The sequence below is a fragment of the Mycobacterium sp. 3-98 genome (assembly GCF_035918355.1).
Lineage (GTDB): Bacteria > Actinomycetota > Actinomycetes > Mycobacteriales > Mycobacteriaceae > Mycobacterium > Mycobacterium intracellulare.
Map to the genome: position 1 here is coordinate 3,637,127 of NZ_CP142360.1, position 17,854 is coordinate 3,654,980.

General features: G+C 67.3%; 19 protein-coding genes. 10 read left to right on the forward strand and 9 right to left on the reverse strand.

From position 1 onward, the window contains the following. Positions 1-138: 138 nt before the first annotated feature. A complete protein-coding gene (locus QGN30_RS17190; RefSeq protein ID WP_248923672.1) occupies positions 139-507 on the forward strand; it encodes a very short patch repair endonuclease in 369 nt (122 codons plus the stop codon). Positions 508-513: 6 nt separating this feature from the next. On the opposite strand, the gene QGN30_RS17195 is transcribed toward QGN30_RS17190, so the two are convergent. Both QGN30_RS17195 and QGN30_RS17200 read right to left on the reverse strand, forming a co-directional pair. Continuing rightward, complete coding sequence (locus QGN30_RS17195) at positions 514-744, reverse strand: hypothetical protein (protein ID WP_095562640.1); 231 nt, start codon at positions 742-744, stop codon at positions 514-516. 265 nt (positions 745-1,009) lie between these two features. Then, on the reverse strand, positions 1,010-1,462 hold the full coding sequence (locus QGN30_RS17200) for a VOC family protein (protein WP_095562639.1): 453 nt from the start codon (positions 1,460-1,462) through the stop codon (positions 1,010-1,012). 159 nt (positions 1,463-1,621) lie between these two features. On the opposite strand from QGN30_RS17200, the gene QGN30_RS17205 reads away from it, so the two are divergent. Further along, a complete protein-coding gene (locus QGN30_RS17205; RefSeq protein WP_248923612.1) occupies positions 1,622-2,890 on the forward strand; it encodes a cytochrome P450 in 1,269 nt (422 codons plus the stop codon). A 4-nt stretch (positions 2,891-2,894) separates the two neighbouring features. Here QGN30_RS17205 and QGN30_RS17210 read toward each other — a convergent pair whose 3' ends face one another. Beyond that, positions 2,895-3,491 carry a TetR/AcrR family transcriptional regulator gene (locus tag QGN30_RS17210; protein WP_136245306.1) on the reverse strand — a complete coding sequence of 199 codons (597 nt, stop codon included), beginning with the start codon at positions 3,489-3,491 and terminating at the stop codon, positions 2,895-2,897. A 68-nt stretch (positions 3,492-3,559) separates the two neighbouring features. Here QGN30_RS17210 and QGN30_RS17215 point away from each other — a divergent pair, with 68 nt between their 5' ends. Further along, positions 3,560-4,051 carry a DUF1707 domain-containing protein gene (locus tag QGN30_RS17215; protein WP_136245272.1) on the forward strand — a complete coding sequence of 164 codons (492 nt, stop codon included), beginning with the start codon at positions 3,560-3,562 and terminating at the stop codon, positions 4,049-4,051. 73 nt (positions 4,052-4,124) lie between these two features. Here the strand turns inward: QGN30_RS17215 and QGN30_RS17220 are convergent, their stop codons facing one another. Further along, positions 4,125-5,606, reverse strand: a complete 1,482-nt coding sequence (locus tag QGN30_RS17220; RefSeq protein ID WP_136245273.1) for a serine/threonine-protein kinase — start codon at positions 5,604-5,606, stop codon at positions 4,125-4,127. 187 nt (positions 5,607-5,793) lie between these two features. Between QGN30_RS17220 and QGN30_RS17225 the strand changes: the two genes are divergently transcribed. Next, on the forward strand, positions 5,794-7,179 hold the full coding sequence (locus tag QGN30_RS17225) for an FAD-binding oxidoreductase (protein ID WP_248923611.1): 1,386 nt from the start codon (positions 5,794-5,796) through the stop codon (positions 7,177-7,179). 10 nt (positions 7,180-7,189) lie between these two features. Here QGN30_RS17225 and QGN30_RS17230 read toward each other — a convergent pair whose 3' ends face one another. Both QGN30_RS17230 and QGN30_RS17235 read right to left on the reverse strand, forming a co-directional pair. Continuing rightward, complete coding sequence (locus tag QGN30_RS17230) at positions 7,190-7,843, reverse strand: carboxymuconolactone decarboxylase family protein (protein WP_014382339.1); 654 nt, start codon at positions 7,841-7,843, stop codon at positions 7,190-7,192. Between the two features lie 2 nt (positions 7,844-7,845). Then, the gene (locus QGN30_RS17235; protein ID WP_008255802.1) at positions 7,846-8,247 is read right to left on the reverse strand and encodes a nitroreductase family deazaflavin-dependent oxidoreductase; all 402 of its coding nucleotides are present in this window, start codon (positions 8,245-8,247) and stop codon (positions 7,846-7,848) included. Positions 8,248-8,332: 85 nt separating this feature from the next. Between QGN30_RS17235 and QGN30_RS17240 the strand changes: the two genes are divergently transcribed. Beyond that, positions 8,333-8,917 carry a TetR/AcrR family transcriptional regulator gene (locus QGN30_RS17240; protein WP_014382338.1) on the forward strand — a complete coding sequence of 195 codons (585 nt, stop codon included), beginning with the start codon at positions 8,333-8,335 and terminating at the stop codon, positions 8,915-8,917. Between the two features lie 260 nt (positions 8,918-9,177). Here the strand turns inward: QGN30_RS17240 and QGN30_RS17245 are convergent, their stop codons facing one another. Continuing rightward, positions 9,178-9,843, reverse strand: coding sequence for a TetR/AcrR family transcriptional regulator (locus tag QGN30_RS17245; protein ID WP_009952237.1), 666 nt, complete (start codon positions 9,841-9,843; stop codon positions 9,178-9,180). Between the two features lie 120 nt (positions 9,844-9,963). Here QGN30_RS17245 and QGN30_RS17250 point away from each other — a divergent pair, with 120 nt between their 5' ends. Then, positions 9,964-11,274 (forward strand): cytochrome P450, encoded by a 1,311-nt coding sequence (locus QGN30_RS17250; protein WP_009952236.1) that lies wholly within the window; start codon positions 9,964-9,966, stop codon positions 11,272-11,274. Positions 11,275-11,277: 3 nt separating this feature from the next. Here QGN30_RS17250 and trxB read toward each other — a convergent pair whose 3' ends face one another. Beyond that, the gene (trxB, locus tag QGN30_RS17255; RefSeq protein WP_248923610.1) at positions 11,278-12,270 is read right to left on the reverse strand and encodes a thioredoxin-disulfide reductase; all 993 of its coding nucleotides are present in this window, start codon (positions 12,268-12,270) and stop codon (positions 11,278-11,280) included. A 290-nt stretch (positions 12,271-12,560) separates the two neighbouring features. On the opposite strand from trxB, the gene QGN30_RS17260 reads away from it, so the two are divergent. Together QGN30_RS17260 and QGN30_RS17265 are read left to right on the forward strand one after the other, a co-directional pair. Beyond that, positions 12,561-14,228: a nitrite/sulfite reductase gene (locus QGN30_RS17260; RefSeq protein ID WP_064893938.1), complete on the forward strand. Its 1,668-nt coding sequence runs from the start codon at positions 12,561-12,563 to the stop codon at positions 14,226-14,228. Then, the gene (locus QGN30_RS17265; RefSeq protein WP_136245275.1) at positions 14,225-14,941 is read left to right on the forward strand and encodes a sirohydrochlorin chelatase; all 717 of its coding nucleotides are present in this window, start codon (positions 14,225-14,227) and stop codon (positions 14,939-14,941) included. The genes QGN30_RS17260 and QGN30_RS17265 overlap by 4 nt, the downstream gene beginning before the upstream one ends. Before the next feature lie 92 nt (positions 14,942-15,033). Here QGN30_RS17265 and QGN30_RS17270 read toward each other — a convergent pair whose 3' ends face one another. Then, positions 15,034-15,975 carry a LysR family transcriptional regulator gene (locus QGN30_RS17270; protein WP_014384467.1) on the reverse strand — a complete coding sequence of 314 codons (942 nt, stop codon included), beginning with the start codon at positions 15,973-15,975 and terminating at the stop codon, positions 15,034-15,036. Between the two features lie 224 nt (positions 15,976-16,199). Here QGN30_RS17270 and fdxA point away from each other — a divergent pair, with 224 nt between their 5' ends. Both fdxA and QGN30_RS17280 read left to right on the forward strand, forming a co-directional pair. After that, entirely contained in the window at positions 16,200-16,526 is a 327-nt protein-coding gene (fdxA, locus tag QGN30_RS17275; protein ID WP_008255784.1) for a ferredoxin, read from the forward strand. A 44-nt stretch (positions 16,527-16,570) separates the two neighbouring features. Then, complete coding sequence (locus QGN30_RS17280; protein WP_095763112.1) at positions 16,571-17,845, forward strand: alpha/beta hydrolase; 1,275 nt, start codon at positions 16,571-16,573, stop codon at positions 17,843-17,845. Positions 17,846-17,854: the final 9 nt, after the last annotated feature.

Consider the following 17,854-nt stretch of genomic DNA (forward strand, 5'->3'; position numbering starts at 1 on the left):
GGAATTGATCCACAGAGTATCGCCGAGCCCTGACAGATCCTGCCCGCGACGCGGCTCGCGAACCCACTACGCGGCCCGATTACCTATGCTTCATCCATGCGCTTTCCAGCGCCCATGTCCGAAGCAGTCCGATCGAGGATGGCGCGTCAACCGCGCTTGGGCACGCGACCCGAACTTGAAATCCGACGCCTGCTCCACGCGCACGGCTTGCGCTATCGAGTCGGACTGAGGGTTCCCGAGCTTCCCCGACGCACCATCGACGTCGCGTTCACGAGGCGGAAAGTTGCGGTGTTCGTCGACGGCTGCTTCTGGCACGGTTGTCCGGATCATGGCAACCGGCCCACCTTCAACGCGACCGCGTGGAGTACAAAGCTGCTGAAGAATCGGGAACGGGACGCCGCAACCACTGCCCATTTGACTGAACTCGGTTGGAGAGTCATACGGGTTTGGGAGCACGAGTCCCCGCAGGCGGCGGTGGAAACAATCATCGCCGCTGTGCGAGGTTGACGCCTCCTACACTGGCGACTGCGGCCGCCAGCCCCACGAGGTCGGGTCGTCGGTCAGCGTCTCGACCAGGTTCGTCGTCGCGGTCGTGTCGAGGAAGACCTCGTACCAGGTGCCTTCCTGGTCTGTGATGCGCACGATGATCCCGTCGCCGCGCGAGTGGACCGTGATGCCGGCGCCCGGGTGGCCGCCCGGCGTGAGTTTCCGCGTCCCGCTGAACAAGAGCTGGTCTCCGCCCATTTGACCTCCTCAAATCGCGCGTTAGCTGGCGACCGCCGGAGGCAAGACACGAGTCGTCCGGTTGTTGCACGGCGCACTCGCGACAAGGCCAAAAATGGCGTCTGAACTGCGTAACCGCTTGGTGCCCCCGGCAGGATTCGAAACAGCCGGAGTACACCATCAGCGACCCGACAACCGTGCGTCTATTCAACAACCATCTGCGAACTCCTGACCCCTTCGACGTATCGCGACGCGACTGCGAGACTGCGGAGCGGAGCTCGCCACGTTACGGCCGCGCAGGTAACGCCCTCAACCACCCATCCGAAAGCAACTCGAGCAACTGCCCATCGGGATCCCGAATCATCGCCGCCCCGGCGGACACTGACGAATCGACCACCGCTCCCCCGAACTCGGCCACCTGAGCCAGCACGCCAGGAAGATCCGACACCGAGAACGAGATGTGCGTCAGGCCGATCTGGTCCATCACCCGCTCCGAGCCGGCATGAACCTGACGCTTCGAGTAGTCCATGAGTTCGAGCACGAACCCGTCGCGCACCAGATAGGTCGCGTGCACGCCGAGCGGCTCGGGCAGCCCGACCAGCTGGGACGTCGCACCGTCGGGCGGGTCGAGCTCCCACCAGAACTGGAACCCCAGCAGGCCCTCGTAGAAGCGGCGCGACCGCTCGCGATCCGTGACGCACAACCCAACGTGATTGAAAACCGTTCGATGACTACTCAACCCAACCTCCGCAGCAAGTCAGACCCCTGACGAATGCAATCGCTACCGCGCTATAACCAAGCTTCTCCACGCCACGCGAAAGCGTAATAATGCAAAGATAAACCAATAAGCGCCCGTCACCGCCAACTAAGCAGACCGCTTCCGTGGGAGAGCTTTTCGATGGTCACACGCCCGAAGGTCCGGCCCGACGCCACCGTCGACTTCGACCATCATTCCGACGCGTTCAACCTCAACGAGCTGGCCGTCAATGCTGAACTGCGGCAACGATGTCCGGTCGCCTGGAACGAGAACTATGACGGCTTCTGGTACCTCAGCAGCTACGACGCCGTCAGCCACACGGCCCGTGACGGCGACACCTTCGCCCACAAATACGAACCCAACGCGCCCGACGGCGTCGACTATCAGGGCGAGATGGGCGTCCCGCGCCCCGACGGCCAGCCGGCCCTGGGCATCGGCGAGGTCGACGGCCCCTACCACCAAGCCCTCCGCCACGCGCTGGCCCCGTTCTTCTCCCCCGGCGCCGTCGAGAAACTCAAGCCGTTCATGGAGCAGTCCGCGCACTGGTTCCTCGACCAACACATCACAACTGGACAGATGGACCTGGTGCTCGACTACGCCAGCCCGGTCCCGGCCATCCTGACCATGAAGCTGATGGGCCTGCCCTACGACAATTGGCACTTGTACGCCAACCTCTTTCACTCCGTCATGGCCGTCCCCCAAGACAGCGACGAGTACGCCGACGCGATCGCCAAAGTCCCCGCCATGATGCAAGAAGTCATCGAATTCGCCACGGCCAGACGCAGCAACCCCGAAGACGACCTGACCAGCTTCCTGCTGCACTTCGAATTCGACGGCCACCGCCTCACCGACGAGCAGCTGCTCAACATCCTGTGGAACCTCATCGGCGGCGGCGTCGACACCACCACCTCGCAAACCGCACTGACGCTAAGGCACCTGGGCACTCACCCCGACCTCAGACAGCAACTCATCGACCATCCCGAGCTCTACCGCACCGCCACCGACGAATTCCTGCGCTACTTCTCGGTCAACCAAACCCTCAGCCGCACAGTCACTCACGACGTCGTCCTCGGCGGCCAATGCCTGAGAAAGAACGACCGGGTCGTCCTCAGCTGGCTCTCGGCCAACCACGACGAAACCGAGTTCGACCGGCCCGACGAGATCATCCTCGACCGCGCGCCCAACCGCCACGTCGCGTTCGGGCTGGGCCCGCACCGCTGCATCGGATCGCATCTCGCCCGGCTGATGTCGGCAGTGATGGTCAAGGCCGTCCTCGACCGCATCCCCGACTATCAGGTCGACGTTGAAAACGTCCACCAATACCTGGGCAACCCGAGCATGACCGGGCTGGGCAAGCTCCCGGTCACCTTCACCCGGGGACCCAGCCGGGAAACAGAACGGCCGTGGTGATCACTCAAAGCGCTTGAGCGACAACACCCTCCACGAGTTCCTCGGGAGCCTGGGTAATGCCCACCGCGCGCAGGTGGCCGCCGATGGCCAGCGACGCGATGCCATGCACCAGCGACCAGAGCGGCCCGGCCACCTCGCGGGGATCCTGAGCCGCGACGATCCCGGCCTCCTGGCACCGGGTGATCGCGTCGAACAGGTCCCCGAACGCCTGCTCGCCGGCTATCGCAAGGCCCTGCTCAGCCTTCAGCGACGCCCCGAACATCACCTGATAGTGATCGGGATGGGCGATGGCCCACCGCACGTAGGCCCGCCCGAGCTCCGTCACCCGTTCCTTCGGATCCGACACGCGCTCGGCCGCCGCGGCCAACTCGGCGTGCAGGTCACGGAATCCCTGTTCGGCGACGGAGGCCAGCAACTCGGCCTTGTCGGCGAAGTGCCGGTACGGCGCCGCGGCGCTGACCCCGGCGCGGCGCGCCGCCTCCGTGAGGGTGAACCCTTTCGGCCCCTTCTCGGCCACCAGCGACAGCGCCGCGCTGGTGAGCGCGCGCTTGAGATCACCGTGGTGATAGCTCTCGCGCCGGCGCACAGTCGACCGCTTCACAGCCATGTTGACGACATTAACATTAAGTCTATGTTAATGGCATTCACATCGGCGACCAAGGAGACGACATGACGAATCTGCTTGACACCACATCCACGCTCGCCGGCACCCGCGACCGGGAGCGCACGGCCGACCTGCTCGGCCAGGCCCTCGCCCAGGGCTACCTGCAGATCGACGAGTACGACCGACGGCTACAAGCCGCTTTCCAGACGCAGACCGACCACGAACTCCGCGAACTGCTCGCCGACCTGCCGGTCGATCGCATCCGGCGCCACGATCCCCGCCGGCGCGCCGCCCGTGTCGCCGCGGCCCGTCGCGGACTGCGCGCCCATCTCGCCGCGTACCTGGCCATGGTCGTCGTCGTGCTCACTGTCTGGGCGGCGATCGCCCTGACGACCGACGCCACCTACTTCTGGCCGATCTGGCCCATCCTGGGCGCGGGAATCGGGCTCGCCAGCCACGCCGTGTCGACGCCGCGCCTCAAGCGGAGCCGTTGGCAACCAATGCTTTCGGCCGTGCTTGCACCGGGATCGTGCGCAAACCGCTACCACATCCGCTAGCGCGTTCGAAAGACATGTGGCTCCCGCCGCGTTGGCATGGCCGGGTATTCCGAAGACGTTGCCTTCCCAGTGATTACGACGCCGTCGCGTACTGCAGGACGGGTTCCGACGAATCGACGTGCCCGTAGCTGATGATCCGCAGCCGGTGCGGGCGGACCTCGTAGACGACGCCGTCGACCGGATTGGTGACGTCGAATCCGTCCTCGACGGGCTTGGCGTTGGAAAGCTCGATGTGGGCGCCATCGCGGATCCGCTCACCGCGGTAATAGTAAGTCCCGCTGAGGTTTTGACAGACCACCGCCAGCGATTTGGCGGTGCGTACCACGGCGGCCGGCGGGTTGCCCGGGTCGCAGCGGGCCGTCTCGCCGACGAACCCGAGCCCGTCGGCGCCCTTCACCGGACGCGACAACGTCGGCGTCAGCGGTGGCGGCGAGCTCACCGGCGCGGGAGGTGCGGCCGCTCGCGCTGACGACGGCCCCGGGGAGGCCGAACTGTTGTGATGAGTGCCGACAACGGATTTCACCGACAACACCAGGCCGACGATCAGCAGCACCGTCGCCACCGCTGTCACCACGAGCGGCGCGTGGCCTACCACCAGTCGGCGCGCCGGCCGCGGCGACGCAGGGGGCGGCTCGGGGGCGTCGCCGTCGGGGCCGGTATCCGGAAGCGCCACCGCCGGGAACGGACGGGTGCGCGGGAGCGGGAGCTGGCCGGCCCCAACGGAAACCGGCTCGTACGCCGCGAACACCGCTTCGCTGGCGGCCCGGGCCAATGCGCTGGCCGAATCAAATCGCGCCGTGCGCTGTTTGGCCATGCCTCGGGTGATGATGTCGTCGTAGTCCCGGCCGACGCCGCGGCGCATGATGCTGGGCCTCGGCGCCGGCGACAGCAGGTGCGCGCTCTTCAGCTCCCCCGCGTCCTCGGTCTCGAACGGCGGCTGCCCGGTGAGGCACTCGTAGAGCACACATGCCAAGGAGTAGACGTCGGTCTGCGACCCGATGCGGCCGGTGGTGAATCGCTCGGGCGCCATGTAGGTGCGCGAAATCTGCTCGTCCCCGGCGGCTTCGGCGATGCCGAAGTCGGCCAGGTAGGTGAAGTGGTCGTGGGTGAGCAGGATGTTTTCGGGTTTGACGTCGAGGTGCACCAGCCCGGCGGCGTGGGCGGCGTCCAACGCGCGCGCCACCTGGGCAGTGATCGATGCCGCGCGCGAGGGCTCCAGCGCGCCCTGCTCGCGCAGCAGGTCCTTGAGGCTGCCCCCGTCGTCAACCAGGTGCATGTCGATAAACGGCACCCCGTCAATCTCGCCGAAGTCATGCAGCGGCAGGACGTGGGGCTCCTGCAGGCGCGTCACCTTGCGGCATTCGCGCCAAAGTCGTTGCTGGAAGCCAGGGTCCGCTGCTGTCTCGCCACGTAATAGCTTGAGCGCGACCATCCGGTCCTTAACCGTGTCGTAGGCCCGATAGACCTCGCCCAGTCCCCCGGCGCCGATCAGTGATCGCAGCTCGTACGGCCCGAACCGGGTACCGAGCCGCGAACCGCGGGACGAGGAGGCCACTGTGCAATCCTTTCGCAACGTCGAAGACAGTCCAGCCCGCGTGTTCCCGAATCGGGCGTCGACATAACGTGCGCAGGCTCACGCGTGTCGCAACCGCACAGCAGCGCCGCCCGCAACTACGGTGCGCCGCCGTCCCCCACACCCCGATACAGTGAGTGGCTGTCCGACGGGAGAAGGTGGGCCTTCGATGACCGACATGACAACGCGGTTCGCGACGATCGTCGGCGCGCACCACATCCTAACGGGCGACACCATCTCTGACGACTACGCACACGACGAGGTGCTGACCAAGGCACCGCAACGACCCGCGTACCTGGCCAAGCCCGCGACCGCCGACGAGGTGGCACAACTGCTCAAGGCCGCCACGGAGAACCACGTGCCGGTGACGGCCCGCGGCTCGGGAACCGGCCTGTCGGGCGCGGCGATCCCCCGCGCCGACGGCCTGCTGATCTCGTTCGAGCGCATGAACGCCGTGCTCGAGGTCGACGTCACCAACCAGGTCGCCGTCGTCCAGCCCGGCGTGACGCTCACCGAACTGGACGCCGCGACCGCCGGCACGGGGCTGCGGTACATGGTCCACCCCGGCGAGCTGTCCTCCAGCGTCGGCGGCAACGTCGGCACCAACGCCGGCGGCATGCGCGCGGTCAAATACGGCATCGCCCGCCACAACGTGCTCGGGCTGCAGGCCGCGCTGCCCACCGGCGAGATCATCCGCACCGGCGGCAAGATCGCCAAGGTCTCCACCGGCTACGACCTGACCCAGCTCATCGTCGGCTCCGAGGGCACCCTGGCGCTGGCCACCGAGGTGATCGTCAAGCTGCATCCGCGCCTGGACCACAGCGCCACCGTGCTCGCGCCGTTCGCCGACTTCGACCAGGTCATGCAGGCGGTGCCGAAGATCCTCGCCAGCGGCCTGGCGCCCTACATCCTGGAGTACATCGACAACGTGACGATGGCCGCGCTGGTCCATACCCAGAACCTGGAGCTCGGTGTTCCCGACGACGTCCGCGACAGCTGCCAGGCCTATCTCGTTGTGGCGCTTGAGAACCGGACCGTGGATCGGCTGGACGAGGATGTCGAGACGACGGGTGAGCTGCTCGCCGAGCTGGGTGCCGTCGACGCCTATGTGCTCGACGGCGGCGCGGCGCGCAAGCTGATCGAGGCACGCGAGAAGGCGTTTTGGACGCTCAAGGCGCTCAACGCCGACGACCTCATCGACGCCGTCGTGCCGCGCGGCGCGATGCCGAAGTTCCTGTCCGCCGCACGCGAATTGGCGGCGGCGGCCGGCGGCGCCGCGGCGGGCTGCGGGCACGCCGGCGACGGCAACGTGCACCTGGCCATCTTCTGCCCGGACCCCGCGACGCGGAAGAAGCTGTTGACCGACATCTTCGCGCTGGCAATGGAATTGGGTGGAGCGATCTCCGGCGAGCACGGACTCGGCCGCGCCAAGGCCCCGTACTTCGTCGAGCTCGAGGATCCCGTCAAGGTGGACCTGATGCGCCGCATCAAGGCCGGCTTCGACCCGGCCGGGATCCTCAACCCCGACGTCGTGTTCGCTTCGGGCGACGCGTAAGCCAGACGCCCTAGCCGACTAACACGTCGTCAAGCGCCCGCAGGGCCGCCGCGGCGCGCCCGATGCCGTACTCGGCGCAGAAGCGAATCACGGCACGGACGTCGTCGGCGCTGAGACCGGCGTCGAGCGCGAGTTCGACGTGGCGGCGCATCGACTCGTCGAGATCCTGCTGGCCGACATCGGAGGTCAGCGCCATGATGGCGCGCTCGCGCCCGCTCAACAGGTCCTCCGACCACGCCCGGGACAGCTGACAGTCGACGAATTCGGCGGTCCATTCGTCGGCGATATCGAGGCGCCCCGCGGCGTCGTTCACCGCGCCGGGCTCCGGCTGTTCACCGAGATCGCTTGTGTCCAATCCGATCTCGGCCGCGATCTCGGTGAGACGGGCCAGCGCGTCCGCCGCCGCGGGATAACCCGAGTACGGGGCGACGAACCGGATCGCGGCCAACAATTCGGCGTAGGTAAGACCGTGCATCGTCGCCGCCGTGACGTGCATCCGGAAGGCCAGGCCCAGATGGGCGCGGCAGATGTCGAGCGTCACGGTCTGCAGCAGCTTTTCGCGAACGCTCGTCCCCGGCAGCCCGAACGTGAACGCGGCCACCTCCAGTCCGAGCTTCTCGAATTGCGGATCCAGTTCCCCCAGCGGGCTGCTCGGTAGGTCCATCGTCAACGCGCCGTTGCTAATTGGCTCACGATGTCGAGGCGGAGGAACTCCGGCGCCTTGATCACCTTGCGCAGCATGAACCGGATGAACGCCGGCATGTCGGTGGCGTCCTCGTCGCGGAACACGACCGGGGCGCCGAGCTGATACCGCCGGCGCCGGGTCTGCAGTTCGCAGCCCCCCGCGGCGAGAACGTTGCGCACCCAATCGGTTTCGGGGCCGTATGTCAGCGCGATCACAAATCCGTTGTGGCGGCGGAAAGCCCACAGCGGGGTGCGGAAGGTGCGCCCCGATTTGCGTCCGCGATGGACGACGATTGCCCATCCCGGCGCCCACGGGGCGATGTACTTGGTGAACCGATTGAGGCCGATTTTGTTGGCCCGGGCAACCCATCGCGGTGCTGGCATCTCCTTAACTCCTCACTTGGGGAATTTATGGATCCAGGCTAACGCTGCAGCATCCGGAAGTCAACGACTGTAGAATTTCTGGATTGTGCCCCCCATTGGACGACGCCCGGGCAACCCCGACACCCGGAACGACATCGTGGCGACCGCTCGACGGCTGTTCGCCGAGTCGGGATACGACAAGACCTCGGTTCGCGACATCGCCGCCGGCGCCGGCGTCGACCCCGCGCTGATCCGGCACTATTTCGGCAGCAAGGCCGAGCTGTTCCGGTCCACCATGGGGTGGCCGTTCGACCCGGCCGAGGTCAGCGCGCGCATCGCCGGCGGCGATCGCGAGGAAATCGGCGCGCGCCTGACGCGGGTGTTCTTCGAAGCATGGGAGCGGCCGGACTCGCGCGCTTCCCTACTGGCAATCCTGCGGGGCGCCGCCACCCACGACGAGTCGGCCGCGCTGGTGCGTCAGTTCATTCAGGGCCAGCTGTATCCGCAGATGGCCAAACTGCTGACGGGATCGGATGCGCAACTGCGTGTCGATCTGGCCATGGGCCAACTCCTGGGCATCGCCTACTTGCGCCACGTCCTGCAGGTCGAACCGATCGCGTCCGCTCCAGTGGACGAACTCATCGCGCGGGTCACCCCGATCGTCACCGCCCATCTCACGCCGCGGGGTTAGGCGACCTCGGGACGTCGCGGGCCGGTGATCCGGGGCCGACGCGGGGCGGTATTCCGGTGCGACGCCGGGCGGTATTCCGGTGCGACGCCGGGCGGTATTCCGGTGCCACCGCGGTCCGGACGACCATACGAAGTGCCCACCTCCGAGCGACAACACACTGCCGCGCATCGCGTTTGTCGCTCGGAGGTGGGCAAAAGATATGCCGTCTCGCGGAGAGACGAAAGTGGCGCATGTGACTCGCCCCGGTCAACGGCAGCCGACTAGCTCGGCCCGGTGACCATCGGCATCAGGTAGTTGCGCACGTAGGTGCGGGTGTCGTCAATGGTGGCCAGGTTGATGCCGGTGTGCGGGGTGACGATGAATGACAGCGTCAGCCGGGTGTGCAGTTCGGCGACGGTGCGCAGGTGGCGCTCCTGAGCCGCCGTGGTTTTCGACGTGCCGTAGAGCGCGGCGCGCAGCAGCCCCATGGCGTGCGCGGTGGCGAAGTCGAGAATGGCGCCCGCGTCGATGGTCAGGCTGGGCAGAATCGTTTCGGGCTCGGTGCGGAGCAGCTTCTTGAGCAAGGCGTGTTCGCGCATGAACGTCACCGAGAACAGCGTGCTGTAGACCATGCGCTCTTCAAGTGTCGCGCCACGCGCCCAGGCCTGCGCGTCGCCCTCGAGGAAGCGGCGCGCCTCGGCCAGCACGACGGCATCGACGAGCGCCGCCTTGGTCGGGAACCGCCGATACAGGGTGGCGCGCCCGACGCCGCTGCGCCGCGCGACATCTTCCATGGTGGTCCGGCGCATCCCCACCAGCTCGGCCTGTTCGGCGATGGCGGCCAGGATGCGGGCGGTGATCTCGTCGGGGTTGTCGACCTGCGCCAGCACGACGGGATCGGGCTCGGTGAGTCGCCGCACGAACTCCGCCGTTCGCGTCGAGGTCACGAATCCCTCCTTGCCCGCTCGTCGCGGTCGTCGTATCGTAGCGATCGGAACATGCGAGACATTTAGGGTCTCATTGTATCGCAGGGTGCAAGCGGGGTTGATATTCCGGGAGGGATCCGTATGCGTGTCGGACTCAGGGCCCGGTGGGCGGCCATGCACGGCGTGCCGCGGGCGTACTTCGCCGTTCAGGCCCGCCGCGGCGACCCCCTGGCGCGGCTGCTGCGCAGCGGAACGGCCGATGACCGCTATGCGCTGATGGAGCAGATCCGGGCGCGTGGACGCGTGGTGCGCTCCCCGTACGTGTGGGCCAGTGTCGACCATGCCGTGTGTCGACAAATTCTGCGGGACAAGCGCTTTGGTGTCACCGCGCCCAGCGAGATGGAATTGCCCCGCCCGCTGAAGGCGCTCATCGCCAAAACCGACCCCGGCGTGGCCAACCCGGTCGAACCACCCGCGATGGTGATCGTGAATCCGCCCGATCACACCCGCTACCGGCAACTGGTGGCACAAAGCTTCACCCCGCGCGCGATCGACTCACTGGACACCCGAGTCGCCGAAGTGACGATGGAGTTGATCGAGCGCATCGCCGCCACACCGCAGCCCGATTTGATCGCCGACTTCGCGATGCAACTGCCGGTCGCTATTATCGCCGAAATCCTTGGCCTGCCGCGTGATTCGTATCCGCGCATGCTGGGGTGGGGCCGCAGCGGTTCCCCGCTGCTGGACATCGGGATCGACTGGAAGACCTACCGCGACGCCATCGACGGGCTGCGCGGCGCCGACGATTACCTGCTCGAGCACCTCCACAGACTGCGCGCCGGCCAGAAGAGCGACAATCCGTTCGGCCGCATGGCCGCCGACGGCTCGCTGACCGACCGCGAACTCACTGCCAACGCCGCGCTGATCGTCGGCGCGGGCTTCGAGACGACGGTGAACCTGATCGGCAACGGCATCGTGCTGTTGCTGCAGCACCCCGAGCAGTTGGCGCTGCTGCACGACAATCCGGACCTTTGGCCCTCCGCGGTCGAGGAGATCCTGCGGTTCGCCAGTCCGGTTCAGATGACCGCGCGCACCCCGAACTGCGACGTCGAAATCGCCGGGGCCCACATCGCGTCGGGCGACATGGTCGGACTGTTCCTCGGCGGCGCCAACCGTGATCCGAAGGTGTTCACCGATCCAACGACTTTCGATATCACCCGGGCCAACGCGCGCGACCACCTCGCGTTCGCATCCGGCATCCACGCCTGCCTCGGTGCCGCCCTGGCCCGCATCGAAGGAGCGACCGCCCTGCGCGCACTGTTCGAGAGTTTTCCCGATCTGCGCCTGACGGCTCCCCCACAACCGCGAGGGCTGATCAACTTGCACGGATACACCCGGCTGCCGGCCCAACTAGGCGGTCGCAGAGCGACTTCCGCCAAACTTCCCGTCTAAACCTCAGTTACGCAACGGTTCTCGACCTATTGCAGGCGTCACGGACGCGTCCACGTCGGTTTCCTCGTGGTCGGCGAGCCAGCGTTCGGCGTCGATGGCGGCCGAACAGCCGCTGCCGGCGGCGGTCACGGCTTGGCGGTAGGTGCGATCCACCAGATCCCCGGCGGCGAACACCCCCTCGATCGAGGTATTGGTGGTGCGGCCACGCACCAACACATACCCGTCCGGGTCGGTCTCGAGTACCTCGCGCACCAACTCCGAACGCGGGTCATGCCCGATGGCCACGAACACCCCGGTCACCGCCAGCGTCGACTCCGCACCGCTCACCGTGTCACGCAACCGCAACCCCGTCACCGTCTGGGCGCCCTCGACCGCCTCAACCGCCTTATTGGTCAGGAAGGTGATCTTGTCGTTGGCCCGGGCCCGCTCCAGCATGATCCGCGAGGCCCTGAACTCCTCGCGGCGGTGCACCAACGTCACACTGCGGGCAAAGCGGGTCAAAAACGTGGCCTCTTCCATCGCCGAATCCCCACCACCGATCACCGCGATGTCTTGATCCTTGAAAAAGAACCCATCACAGGTCGCACACGAGGACACCCCACGACCCAGCAACTCCTGCTCCCCGGGCACCCCCAAATACCGGGCGGCCGCGCCCATCGCCAAAATCACCGCCCGTCCGCGCACAGTGTCCCCCTCGCTGGTGGTCACCGACTTCACCGCGCCCTCCAGCGACACCGATTCGACGTCTTCCATGCGCAGATCAGCACCAAACCGCAACGCCTGCTCACGCATCTGATCCATCAACTCCGGACCCATGATCCCGTCGCGAAACCCCGGGTAGTTCTCCACCTCGGTCGTCGTCATCAACGCCCCACCAAACGACATCCCCTCAAACACCACCGGCGCCAACTGCGCCCGCGCCGCATACAACGCCGCGGTATACCCAGCAGGACCCGAACCAATAATGATCACGTCATGGATGTCGGAGGAGCTCATAAGCGGCCACACTACTGTGAGTCCGGCCAATCCCTCTGGCCGCCAAGGCAACGCCGTGAAGCAGCGCACACAACGCGAGGTTGTGCCCTCACAACATGTGACCTCTACTGACGTCGGCGCGACTCGTGCACTATGGAAATCGCGCCCCGTGGGTCCAATGACGAACCTGCGGGTGCCCACAGACCCAACATCATCGCGAATGCCCGGTAGCCGAGAAGGCCCGCAGCCCGCCTCCGGCCGCACGCCGCCAATCTGAGCCGCCGCGACGAAGTTCGCGAAGGAGCACGCATATGACCACCGCACGTCCCGTCAAGACCCGCAACGAGGGTCAGTGGGCGCTGGGGCATCGCGAACCCCTCAACGACACCGAGAAGATCAAGAACGACGACGGGCCGCTGAACGTCCGCGACCGCATCATCAACGTCTACTCCAAGCAGGGCTTCGACAGCATCGACAAGTCCGACCTGCGCGGACGGTTCCGCTGGATGGGCCTCTACACCCAGCGCGAGCAGGGCTACGACGGCAGCTGGACCGGCGACGAGAACACCGACAAGATCGAAGCCAAGTACTTCATGATGCGCGTCCGCTCGGACGGCAAGGCGATGACGGCGCACACGATGCGCACGCTGGGCCAGATTTCGACCGAATTCGCCCGCGACACCGCCGACATCAGCGACCGCGAAAACCTCCAACTGCACTGGGTCCGCATCGAGGACGTCCCCGAGATCTGGCGGCGGCTCGACTCCGTCGGGCTGCAGACCACCGAGGCCTGCGGCGACTGCCCGCGCGGCATCCACGGTTCGCCGCTGGCCGGCGACTCGCTCGACGAGGTGCTCGACCCGTCGGCCGCGATCGACGAGATCGTCCGCCGCTCGCTGAACAACCCCGAGTACGCCAACCTGCCGCGCAAGTACAAGACCGCGGTCTCCGGTCTGCAGGACGTCTCCCACGAGACGCACGACATCGCGTTCGTCGGCGTCCACCACCCCGAACACGGTCCGGGCCTGGACCTATGGGTGGGCGGCGGCCTGTCGACCAACCCGATGCTGGCCCAGCGGCTCGGCGTCTGGGTTCCGCTGAACGAGGTGCCCGACGTCTGGGAGGCTGTCACCCAGCTGTTCCGCGACTACGGCTACCGCCGGCTGCGCGCCAAGGCCCGGTTGAAGTTCTTGGTCAAGGACTGGGGCGTCGAGAAATTCCGCGAAGTCCTCGAAGAGGAATACCTCAACCGCCGGCTAATCGACGGCCCGGCCCCCACGCCCGTCAAGCACACCATCGACCACGTCGGCGTGCAGCGCATCAAGAACGGCCTCAACGCCGTTGGCGTCGCACCGATCGCCGGCCGCGTGTCGGGCAGCACCCTGTCGGCCGTGGCCGACCTGATGGAGAAGGCCGGTTCCGACCGGGCGCGATGGACCCCGTTCCAAAAGCTGGTCATCCTCGACGTCGCCGACGACAAGGTCGACGAACTGGTGGCGGGGCTGGACGCGCTCGGGTTGCCGTCGCGGCCGTCGTCGTGGCGCAAGAACACCATGGCGTGCACCGGGATTGAGTACTGCAAGCTGTCGTTCGCCGAAACCCGGGTCCGCACCCAGACTTTGGTGCCCGAGCTCGAGCAGCGCCTGGCCGACGTCGAGTCGCGACTGGACGCGCCGATCAGCGTGCACCTCAACGGCTGCCCGAACTCGTGCGCCCGAATCCAGGTCGCCGACATCGGGTTCAAGGGCCAGTGGATCGACGACGGTGACGGCAATTCGGTCGAGGGCTTCCAGGTGCATCTGGGCGGCGGCCTGGGTGAGCAGAGCGGCTTCGGCCGAAAACTGCGCCAGCACAAGGTCACCAGCGCCGAGCTGGGCGACTACATCGACCGGGTGACCCGCAAGTACCTCGAAAAGCGTGACAGCGGTGAGGCTTTCGCGTCCTGGGCGCTGCGCGCCGAGGAGGACGACCTACGGTGAGCACGCTCGTACTCACCGCGCACGGCAGCCGCGACCCACGGTCGGGCGCCAACGCCGAAGCCGTGACCGACCGCCTGAGGCGGATGCGGCCGGACCTCGACGTGCGGCTGGCGTTCCTCGAGCTCAACGCCCCGAACTTCGTCGACGTGCTGGCCGGGCTGCCCGAGAGCCGCCGTGCCGTCGTGGCCCCGTTGCTGCTGGCCAGCGCGTATCACGCGCGCCTGGACATCCCCGAACAGATCGCCCGCGCCGGCGCTCAGGGCATCCGGCAGGCCGATGTGCTCGGCGAGGACGACCGTCTTGTCACCGTCCTGCGCGAGCGTCTGACCGAGATCGGCGTGTCGCCCCTCGACGAAGATCTCGGGGTGCTGGTCGTCGCGATCGGCTCGTCGAACCTGGCCGCCAATGCCCGCACCGCGAAGGTGGCGTCTCGGCTGGCCGCCGGCACCCGATGGGCCGGGGCCGCAACGGCGTTCGCCACCCGGCCCGAGGCGTCGGTGGCCCGGGCCGCTGACCAGTTGCGCCGCCGCGGCGCGCGCCGGCTGGTGATCGCGCCGTGGTTCTTGGCGCCGGGATTCATCACCGACGGCGTGTCAACCTTCGCCCGGGACAACGGGATTCGGATGGCCTCCCCGCTGGGCGCGCACCCGCTGGTGGCCGAGACCGTGCTCGACCGCTACGACGAGGCGCTGGCCGCCGACGCCGCGGCGTAAGCCCTGCCTCTCTCCTTCTTCCCGCCGAACGTCGAGTTGTTGCGGCAAAACGCCCGGAGACGCCGCAACAACTCCACGCTCGGCCAAGCGTCCTACGCCGTCGTGCGGTTGATGATGTGACTCAACAGGTCGCGGATCGCCCCGGCCGGCGGAGTACGCCCGCCGACCCAGATGGCCCGAAACTTGCGGCGCAGATCCAGCTTTGGGATGTGGACCGCGTGCAGACGCCCGACCGCCAGGTCGTCGGCCACCGCCAGCCGGCTCATCGCCGCCGGGCCCGCGCCGGCCAGGACGGCGGCGCGCATCGCCGCCGACGAGGTCAACTCCAGCACGGGTGCGGCTTGCTGCATGTCCTCCCCGAGCACCTGGCGCAGCGCCGCCGCCAGCGAATCGCGGATGCCGGAATGGAGTTCGCGGGACACCAACGGCGTCTGCGCGAGTTCGCGCGCGGTCACGATCCGCGACCGTCGGGCCCACTTGTGGTCCGGCGGGACGACGATCACCAGCTCGTCCTCCCCCACCACGCAGCTGCCCAAACCCTTTGGTGTGCCGGGGTTTTCGACGAACCCGAGGTCGGCGGAGCCGTCGCGCACCGAGGCGATCGCGTGGTCACTGTTGGTGGCGGTCAGGATGACCTGCGGCGCGGTGTCGCCGCGCCGCGCCGCATCGGCCTGCAGGGACAGCAACCAGTGCGGCATGAGTTGCTCGGAGATCGTCTGGCTGGCCGACACCCGGATGCGTTCGCGGCCTTCCTTGCGCAGCGAGCCCAGCCCGGCGTCGACCTCATGGGCGACGTCGAGGAGGCGGGTCGCCCAGTCCGCGACGATCAGGCCCGCGGGCGTCAGTTGGGAACCGCGCGTGGTCCGGACGGCCAGGGTGACGCCGATCTGGGCCTCCATGGTGGCCAGGCGCCGGGAGATCGCCTGCTGGGTCAGCCCCAGCTCGCGCGCGGCCCGGCCGAGGCTGCCCGTCTCGGCGATCGCCAAAAACGCCTCGAACGAGGCCAGTTCGGGCAGCCGCGGGCTGAGTGGCATGATGCAGCGCTCACAATCAAATCGTGTGACCACAACTATAGCTTGTGACACCACAACGCCAAACCTCTACTCACGCCCCGCGCGGGCCGGAAGCATGGGAAACATTGCCGCCCGAAAGGGCCGGTGAGCCGCGCGGATGCCGCCGCGCTAAATTAGCCAGCCTGACCGAGTTGCTGCGGCCCGCAGCCGGCTGACCCCGCTAGCCAGACGGAAGGACAACATTCGTGGCCTACGTGATCGCCGAACCCTGCGTCGACATCAAAGACAAGGCATGCATCGAGGAATGCCCCGTCGACTGCATCTACGAGGGCGCCCGGATGCTCTACATCCACCCCGACGAGTGCGTGGACTGCGGCGCCTGCGAGCCGGTGTGCCCGGTCGAGTCGATCTTCTACGAGGACGACCTGCCCGACGAGCACAGCGGATACCTGCAGATCAACGCCGACTTCTTCGCCGAGCTCGGCTCGCCCGGCGGAGCCGCGAAGGTCGGGCTGACCGAGAACGACCCCGCCCCGGTGAAGAACCTCGAGAGCAGGGCAGAGGCGTCGTAGCCCGCTAATCCGAGACGAACCCACCCGTTTCGTAAGGTGAGGCAATGCGGACAGCTCGAATCATCCACCTCGCCCGGCAAATCGGGTCGCTAGCGGTCACCGCGGTGACCGCGGCGTCCACACTCAACGCCTACCGCCCCCTGGCGCGCGGCGGCTACCCGTCGCTGTACTCGTGGATGGTCGGGCTCATCGTCACCGAGTTGCCGCTGCAGACGCTGGTCAGCCAGCTCGGCGGGCTGGCCCTGACGGCACGGCGCCTGACGCGGCCCGTGCGCATCACGGCATGGTTGGTCGCCGGGCTCTCGGCGCTCGGCCTGCTCAACCTGAGCCGCGCCGGCCATCGCGCCAATGTGCCGCTGACCGAGGCGTTGGACAGCGGGCTGGGACCGGACCGGCTCACCGAGTCGGCCAGCCTGTGGCGCCGGCCGAGCGGCAGCGGCACCGCCAAGACGCCCGGACTCCTACGGATGCTGCGGATCTACCGCGACTACGCCCACGACTCCAACATCAGCTACGGCGAATTCGGCGGCGCCAACCACCTGGACATCTGGCGGCGCCGCGACCTCGATCCGGCCGGCAAGGCCCCGGTGCTGTTCCAGATCCCCGGCGGCGCCTGGACGACGGGAAACAAACGCGGACAAGCGCATCCGCTGATGAGCCACCTCGCCGAACTCGGCTGGATCTGCGTGGCGATCAACTACCGGCACAGCCCGCGCAATACCTGGCCCGACCACATCGTCGACGTCAAGCGCGCTCTCGCCTGGGTCAAACAACACATCGCCGAATACGGCGGCGACCCCGACTTCATCGCCATCACCGGCGGCTCGGCCGGCGGCCACCTGTCGTCGCTGGCCGCGCTCACCCCCAACGACCCGCAATTCCAGCCGGGCTTCGAGGACGCCGACACCCGCGTGCAGGCGGCCGTGCCGTTCTACGGCATCTACGACTTCACCCGATTCGACAAGTCGCTGCACCCGATGATGCCCGGACTGCTGATCAAATCGATCATCAAACAAAAGCCCTCGACCCACCGACAGACGTTCGAAACCGCGTCGCCGGTCAACCACATCCATGCCGACGCTCCCCCGTTCTTCGTCCTGCACGGCCGCAACGACTCGCTGGCCTACGTCGAACAGGCGCGCACCTTCGTCGAAAAGCTGCGCCAAGCCAGCGCGCAGCCGGTGCTCTACGCCGAATTACCTTTCACCCAACACGCTTTCGACATCTTCGGCTCGGTGCGCGCAGCGCACACCGCGGTGGCCGTCGAGCAATTCCTCGCCGAGATCTACGCCCGACAGCGCCAGGTCGCCGTCGCGTAACCGCTGACG